This is a genomic window from Candidatus Nitrotoga sp. BS, assembly GCF_927797785.1.
GTDB lineage: Bacteria > Pseudomonadota > Gammaproteobacteria > Burkholderiales > Gallionellaceae > Nitrotoga.
Window position 1 is genome coordinate 101,145 of record NZ_CAKMLL010000061.1, and the last position, 7,588, is coordinate 108,732.

Annotated in this window: 4 protein-coding genes; 2 read left to right on the top strand and 2 right to left on the bottom strand. The window is 48.0% G+C overall.

The features are described from left to right. Positions 1–80 precede the first annotated feature (80 nt). Together dnaK and dnaJ are read left to right on the top strand one after the other, a co-directional pair. Positions 81–2,039, top strand: coding sequence for a molecular chaperone DnaK (gene dnaK, locus MJ769_RS07265; protein WP_239235729.1), 1,959 nt, complete (start codon positions 81–83; stop codon positions 2,037–2,039). Positions 2,040–2,403: 364 nt separating this feature from the next. Continuing rightward, on the top strand, positions 2,404–3,534 hold the full coding sequence (gene dnaJ, locus MJ769_RS07270) for a molecular chaperone DnaJ (protein ID WP_239235736.1): 1,131 nt from the start codon (positions 2,404–2,406) through the stop codon (positions 3,532–3,534). A gap of 345 nt (positions 3,535–3,879) precedes the next feature. Here the strand turns inward: dnaJ and MJ769_RS07275 are convergent, their stop codons facing one another. Together MJ769_RS07275 and MJ769_RS07280 are read right to left on the bottom strand one after the other, a co-directional pair. After that, entirely contained in the window at positions 3,880–5,784 is a 1,905-nt protein-coding gene (locus MJ769_RS07275; protein WP_239235738.1) for an ATP-binding cassette domain-containing protein, read from the bottom strand. Between the two features lie 167 nt (positions 5,785–5,951). Beyond that, complete coding sequence (locus tag MJ769_RS07280; protein ID WP_239235750.1) at positions 5,952–6,497, bottom strand: peroxiredoxin; 546 nt, start codon at positions 6,495–6,497, stop codon at positions 5,952–5,954. Positions 6,498–7,588: the final 1,091 nt, after the last annotated feature.

Sequence of the window (7,588 nt, forward strand, 5' to 3'; positions counted from 1 at the left end):
TGAAATACACATCTGCTGCCCACAGATTAACGAAGCACAGGCAGCACAGACTATCAACATTACAACGAAAAGGAAACGTTATGGGCAAGATTATTGGTATTGACTTGGGCACCACGAACTCGTGTGTTGCTGTCATGGAAAACGGCAAATCCAAGGTGATTGAGAACGCTGAGGGTACGCGCACCACGCCTTCCATCATCGCTTACATGGAAGACGGCGAAGTACTGGTTGGCGCACCAGCCAAGCGGCAAGCAGTAACCAATCCAAAAAATACGCTATACGGTGTCAAGCGTCTGATCGGACGCCGTTTTGAAGAACCAATGGTGCAGAAGGATATGGGCATGGTGCCGTATCCCATTGTTAAGGCCAAGAACGGTGATGCATGGGTTAAGGTTCGCGACAAAGACATTTCCATTCCGGAAATTTCCGCACAAGTGCTCATGAAAATGAAAAAAACTGCCGAGGATTATCTGGGTGAGTCGGTCACTGAGGCGGTCATCACAGTGCCTGCCTACTTTAATGATAGTCAACGCCAGGCAACTAAGGACGCTGGCCGCATTGCCGGTTTGGAAGTAAAGCGCATCATTAATGAGCCAACCGCAGCTGCGCTGGCATTTGGTATGGATAAGCAGGAAGGCGATCGCAAGATCGCAGTATATGACTTGGGCGGCGGCACTTTCGATATTTCCATCATCGACATCGCTGAAATTGACGGCGAGCACCAGTTCGAAGTGCTATCCACAAACGGTGACACTTTCCTCGGCGGCGAAGATTTTGACATGCGTGTAATAGAATACCTGGTTGAGGAATTCAAGAAAGAAAGCGGCATCGACCTGAAGAAGGATATGTTGGCTCTGCAGCGCTTAAAAGACGCGGCTGAAAAGGCCAAAATTGAATTATCCTCCGCACAGCAAACTGAGGTGAACCTGCCTTACATCACGGCAGATGCCAGCGGGCCGAAACATCTGGCCATCAAAATGACCCGCGCCAAGCTTGAAAGCCTGGTGGAAGAATTAGTTGCGCGCACAATAGCTCCATGCAAGATTGCCATGAAAGATGCAGGTGTCTCCAATGCCGACATCGCCGACGTGATTCTGGTGGGTGGACAAACACGGATGCCGATGGTGCAGGAGAAAGTCAAGGAATTCTTCGGCAAGGAAGCTCGTCGTGACGTGAACCCAGATGAAGCAGTGGCAGTGGGCGCGGCAATTCAGGGTGGCGTGCTACAAGGTGAAGTTAAAGATGTTCTACTACTGGATGTAACTCCACTCAGCCTGGGAATTGAAACCTTGGGCGGCGTGATGACAAAGCTGATCAAGAAAAATACCACGATCCCAACCAAAGCCTCACAAATATTCTCTACTGCCGACGACAATCAAAATGCAGTGACCATCCACGTATTGCAAGGTGAACGCGAAGTTGTTTCTGGAAATAAGAGCTTAGGGCAGTTCAACCTCTCCGACATCCCGCCCTCACCGAGAGGCATGCCGCAGATTGAAGTGACTTTCGACATTGATGCCAACGGAATTCTGCATGTAGGCGCAAAAGACAAAGCTACCGGTAAAGAATCCAAGATTACCATCAAGGCTAATTCCGGTTTGTCCGAAGCTGAAATTCAAAAAATGGTAGAGGATGCAGAAACTTATGCCGATGATGACCGCAAGGCAATCGAATTGGTTGCATCGCGTAATCAGCTGGATGCATTAATTCACTCCACGCAGAAATCCGTAAAGGAATATGGCGAACAACTGACTGAGGATGAAAAAGCTGCGGTAGAATCTGCGTTGAAAGAAGCTCAAGAAGTAGTGAAAGGCGACGACAAGGAAATTATAGACGCCAAAGCTGAAGCACTCTCCACTGCTGCGCATAAACTGTCAGAAAAGATGCACGCCGCTGAAGCCAGCCAGTCCCACGAGCCTGGTGATCCTGGTGCACAAGCCGGTAGCAACAACGATGACAGCGATGTAGTAGATGCTGAGTTCACCGAAGTAAAAGATGAAAAAGTAAAAGATGAGAAGGTAAAAGACGAAAAAAAATAACCTAAATTGAACGAGAGATGTCGAAACGCAATCATCGCGACTTTAAAACTAGTTAATTAACTTTGATTCATACACATACGAGCAAAAAATTATCTAGGCGACATCTCTAGTTTCCTTTCCCAAAATATGATTAATTCGGCCTGATACAGCGATATTTACTCTTAGCTATCGCTGATATTGGCTCACTGTTAGAATTGAACACATCGTATCGATACATACTCGCCAGCCTAGTCTGTCGAAAAAACGATAATGGATTGAATACAAAACAGATGCTATTTCTGGATTTATTATTAAATTAACGACCTTAACAATAAACCCATTATAGAAATCTTGAATCATTAACCCCTTAACGCTTCATGCAAAAATGAAAAAACGTGACTATTACGAAGTGCTAGGCGTCAACCATGACGCATCAGAAGAAGACATAAAGAAATCCTATCGCAAGCTGGCAATGAAGCACCATCCTGACCGTAATCCGGACAATCCCAAAGCAGAAGAGCGCTTCAAGGAAGCCAAAGAAGCTTATGAGACACTATCCGATTCTCAGAAGCGCGCCGGCTATGACCAGTATGGGCACGCCGCTGCCGATGCCGGCATGGGTGGAGGAGGATTCAGTGGTAGTTCAGCCGGCTCCCAGTTTGGCGACATTTTTGGCGACATTTTTGGCGCCGGAATGAGTGGGGCAAGCTCCCGCGGACACAACCAAATGCACCGTGGCGCCGACCTAAGCTACAATTTGGAAGTTACGTTGGAGCAGGCTGCACGCGGTACCGAAACGCAAATTCGCATACCGACCATGACCAAGTGCGATACCTGTCATGGCAGCGGTGCCAAGCCAGGCACGAACACGACCACCTGTACCACTTGCGGCGGGCATGGACAAGTACGCATGCAACAGGGAGGATTTTTTTCTATCCAACAAACCTGTCCGCGCTGCCATGGCAGCGGCAAATCTATCATATCGCCGTGCGGCTCTTGCCACGGCACAGGTCGAATCAAGCAACATAAGACACTCTCTATAAAAATTCCGGCCGGCGTTGACAACGATGACCGCATCCGTCTATCCGGCGAAGGCGAGCTTGGCAGCAACGGCGGTCCACCCGGCGACTTGTATGTAGTCATCCGCATCGCACAGCACACGGTATTCCAGCGCGACCACAATGATCTGCATTGCGAAATGCCGATCAGTTTTGTTGTTGCCGCGCTGGGTGGAGAAATTGAAATTCCCACGCTTGATGGTTCAGCACGCATCAAGATTCCAGCTGAAACGCAATCCGGCAAAGTCTTCCGCCTTCGCGGTAAGGGAATCAAAGGAGTGCGCAGCGCAACCTTTGGCGATCTGCACTGCCACGTAATGGTAGAAACCCCAGCCAACCTCACTGATCGTCAAAAAGAATTGCTACGTGAATTTGAGAGCATTAATGAAGGAGATAGCGAACGCCATAGCCCGCGTGCAAAATCTTGGATGAACAAGGTTAAAGAATTTTTCGGATAGTAAGTAAGTTTGTCACAAAGCTTTTTAAATAGCCGAATGCCGATAACACTGCTTAAGTGAGCTAAGGCGCACAAGAAGCTTTTTTTATAGTGTTCATCACTATGCATGCAAGTCACTTGCCATTTCTGCATCTTGACTATTGAGTCAGAAAATTTGAACTGGTGGCAGATTAGCAGTCTGCTTCCGAACGAATCCGATAATTACGCGATGCTCGGCAAGCTTTACCAAACAGGTCAATATTTCATGTTGAGTTTGATGCACAATGTAAACGTGCATTCCCAAGTGCAATAATTTTCTCCGCACCACGCAAACTTACTCGCCCTGCGTGGTGCTGTCGATATAACCCTATCGGCTCTCCAACTCTTCCCAGCGTGCCATCAGTTGGAATAACTCATCCTCGATAATAACAGTGCGTTCTTGTAGCTGTTTGGCGTGGGTTGGATTATCACGGTAAAGATTGCCCGCACCCAAAGTGGCTGCAAGCTCTTCCTGCTCTTTTTCCAGGGACGCGATTCGCTGCGGAATCTGCTCTAGCTCACGCGCTTCTTTGAAGCTCAATTTGGTGATAGGTTTTAACTTAGCAGCTTCAGTCTGCGGCGATGGTTTGGCAGGTGCAGTTACACCAACAGGCTCACGCTGTGCGTCCTGCAGCTTTTTTACACGCACCCAATCTTCATAACCACCAACGTATTCCATCAATTTACCATCACCCTCGAAAGCGATGACCTGAGTCACCACGTTATCGAGGAAAGCACGATCGTGGCTGACCAGAAATAGTGTGCCATCGTACTCGGCGAGCAGTTCTTCCAGCAACTCCATCGTTTCAATATCGAGGTCATTGGTCGGCTCATCCAGTACCAGAACATTAGCCGGGCGACTGAATAAGCGCGCCAGTAGCAAGCGGTTACGCTCACCACCGGACAAGCTTTTAACTGGTGAGCGGGCACGTTCCGGCGCGAATAAAAAATCGCCAAGATAGCTAATAATGTGCTTGCGTACACCGCCAATTTCAATAAAATCAGCACCCTGGCTGATAGTGTCGGCCAGCGTAGCCTCTTCATTCAGTTGCGCACGTAATTGATCAAAATACGCCACAGCCAACTTGGTACCCATCTGTACCTTACCGCTATCCGGGGCTAATTCGCCCAAAATAATTTTGAGTAGCGTGCTCTTACCAGAGCCGTTGGGCCCTAACAAGCCAATCTTGTCGCCTCGCTGAATACGGCAGGAGAAATCTTTAATTACTTGCCTGTCACCGAATGATTTGCTGATTTGCGACAGTTCCGCCACCAGCTTGCCGGATCGGTCGCCCGCCTCCAGATTCATTTCAACTTTACCCACACGCTCACGTCGCGCACTGCGCTCGCGCCGTAACTGCTCCAGCCGCCGCACCCGTCCTTCATTGCGCACGCCCCGCGCTTTGATGCCCTGACGTATCCATACTTCTTCCTGCGCCAGCACCTTATCGAACTTGGCATTGAGCACCACCTCGTCCTGCAACATCAACTCCTTGAAGCGCAGGTAAGCCGCAAAGTTACCGGGGAAACTGGAAAGATTGCCACGATCTAGTTCGACTATACGAGTGGTAACGTTATCCAAAAAACGTCGGTCGTGGGTCACGAACAACACGCTGCCGCGAAAATTGTTCAGTAAGCCTTCCAACCATTCAATAGAAGAAAAATCAAGATGGTTAGTGGGCTCATCCAGGATCAACACATCCGGCTCAGCCACCAATGCCTGCGCCAATGCTACACGCTTACGCACTCCCCCTGAGAGGTCACCCACTCGACTGTCGGCATTGAGCTCAAGACGCTGGATGGCAGTCTCAATACGCGCCTGCACCGCCCAACCGTTTTGTGCCTCAAGCTTTGTTTGCAGAGGTTGCATCGCCTCCAACAGACTTTCGTAATCGGCATCCGGTTCGGCAAGTTGATGCGACAAATGATGGTAATCGGTAATAATTTGTTGAAGTTCACCCAGCCCGCGCGCAACTTCGTCAAACACAGTTGCTTCTATATTTAATTCTGGTTCCTGGCTTACATAACAGATACGCACACCGGGTGCACGCCATACGATCCCATCGTCTAACGCAGCTTGGCCGGCCAGTACTTTTAACATACTGGATTTACCGCCGCCGTTGCGCCCGATCATACCGACGCGTTCGCCTTCGTCCAGTTGGAAATTAACATGATCTAGCAGTGGTACATGGCCGTAAGCAAGCGCGGCCTTATCAAGAGTAATGTATGGCATTTATAGTATATTTAGTTTAAGCGAAAAAATTGATGAAAAAACGAAAAATGTACTGGTCATAGCACAATAGAAAAAAATCTAAGCGCCAACACAGGTGTTCGGCAACCTCGATAGAAATACGACGGACAAGAGTAACTTGGCAATCAAAATGTTACTGACAGGATTTTTCATGCTTTTCCAGCTGCCAACAATTTATTCAAATCCTCAATAATTTCTTTCGAATGATGCGAAGTTTCTACCTTGTCATACACCTTGCTAATTTTAGCTTGCGGGTCAATCAAAAAAGTATATCGCCGCGCCAACTTGAATAACCCAAGATTCCGCAGCACGCCATAACGCGTGGTCACCTCGGCGTTCTTGTCCGCCAGCAACGGAAATGGCAGAGCGTATTTCTTGGCAAAATCTGCATGACTCTTGCTGTCGTCCACGCTAACACCGGCCACCTGAACGCCGAGCTCGGTTAATTGATTCAAATCGTCACGAAAGTTGCATGCCTGTTCAGTGCAGTTAGGCGTATCATCTTTGGGGTAAAAATACAGCACTAGCCACTGGCCGTAAAAATCCGCCAATGTATAAATCTTTCCATTCTGGTCGGGCAGGTTGAAATTTGGTGCATCTGCTCCGATTTTTGGCACTATGCCCGCACGTGCAAGCTGGCTTGCTACCAGCAATGCCAATATGCTTAATAGACTAAATATTATCAATATCTTAATGCTACTCTCCCCATACTTAATTTTCAGACGAAGCTCCTAAACCACAGTAATAATTCGCCATAGCGACAACATAATCCCAACACCGTAATGATACCAGCCGAACGCCACATCGTGCTTGCACTCAATTAAACAGAAGCCAACGATATAAATAGTCAAATAAATTGTCTGGATTTTCCGCACATGATTTATCCGAGCGAACTTTCTACAGAAGATTCGGAAAATAAATTTTGAAGAAGTTCAAGACGATTGAGCATGCAGGGTCAACGTACACAGAAAGTAGTTGCACGGTAAGTCTTCGGCTCTGCGAAAACCTGACTACCGGGCTTCCGGAGACATAGTTACATGCCATGCCCAGAAATGACTTATACCGTAATGGATAAACATGGCGCAAATCACCTGTTATTCAATTTCTAATTTAATCAATCACTAACAATCCATTCCCAAGCACAATGGACTTGACCATTGGCGCATTGTTATGGAAAGTATGCATGACTACTTCGAGCTGATCCTCCAGCACATCAAGACTTAGGAGTACTCGTGCGTCAGCATAGCTTGGCATAGTGGTCGGGCGTTTGGGAACCCAGCACCGACGCACGTCGTTGATGCAGCCAAAAAACGCGCCTCGACCTGAAACATTAGTCGGATTGGTTCACTATTGGCACAGCCCTGGCGGATTTCGGCAGGTGTTTCGGGGAGTTTTTTTCCAGTCTTCCTGTACGACAGAATTGCTTTGCGGCTGCCTTTGGTCAGGTGCGAATTTGCGCCAGCTATGCCGATACAGCAATTTGTACACCGATGACAGCAGCATCAAGCGCTCGTAAAGCATTTCACGTCTACACTTCGGAATGAATATCACCTGATATTTGCATTCCCATCTACTGCCACCTCAGCCCAACCGGAGGGTTTCCTAATATTGGGTTAAAAAATGCAGCTGCCTTTATTGTGGCCCCCTCTGTCAAGACAATAATGTATCAAGTTTAAGATGGTCGCCTTTGACATGCAACCGAACGGTGCTGCCCCGGTTTCGTCCTTCTGTTTTTGTTTCTATTTCTACTTTTTCTCTTTTCTCTAAACGTATTTTTTCTACCTCG

Excerpts from the sequence above, each read along its gene's own strand:
- dnaK (WP_239235729.1), top strand. The coding sequence starts at position 81 with ATGGGCAAGATTATTGGTATTGACTTGGGCACCACGAACTCGTGTGTT.
- dnaJ (WP_239235736.1), top strand. The coding sequence starts at position 2,404 with ATGAAAAAACGTGACTATTACGAAGTGCTAGGCGTCAACCATGACGCA.
- MJ769_RS07275 (WP_239235738.1), bottom strand. The coding sequence starts at position 5,784 with ATGCCATACATTACTCTTGATAAGGCCGCGCTTGCTTACGGCCATGTA.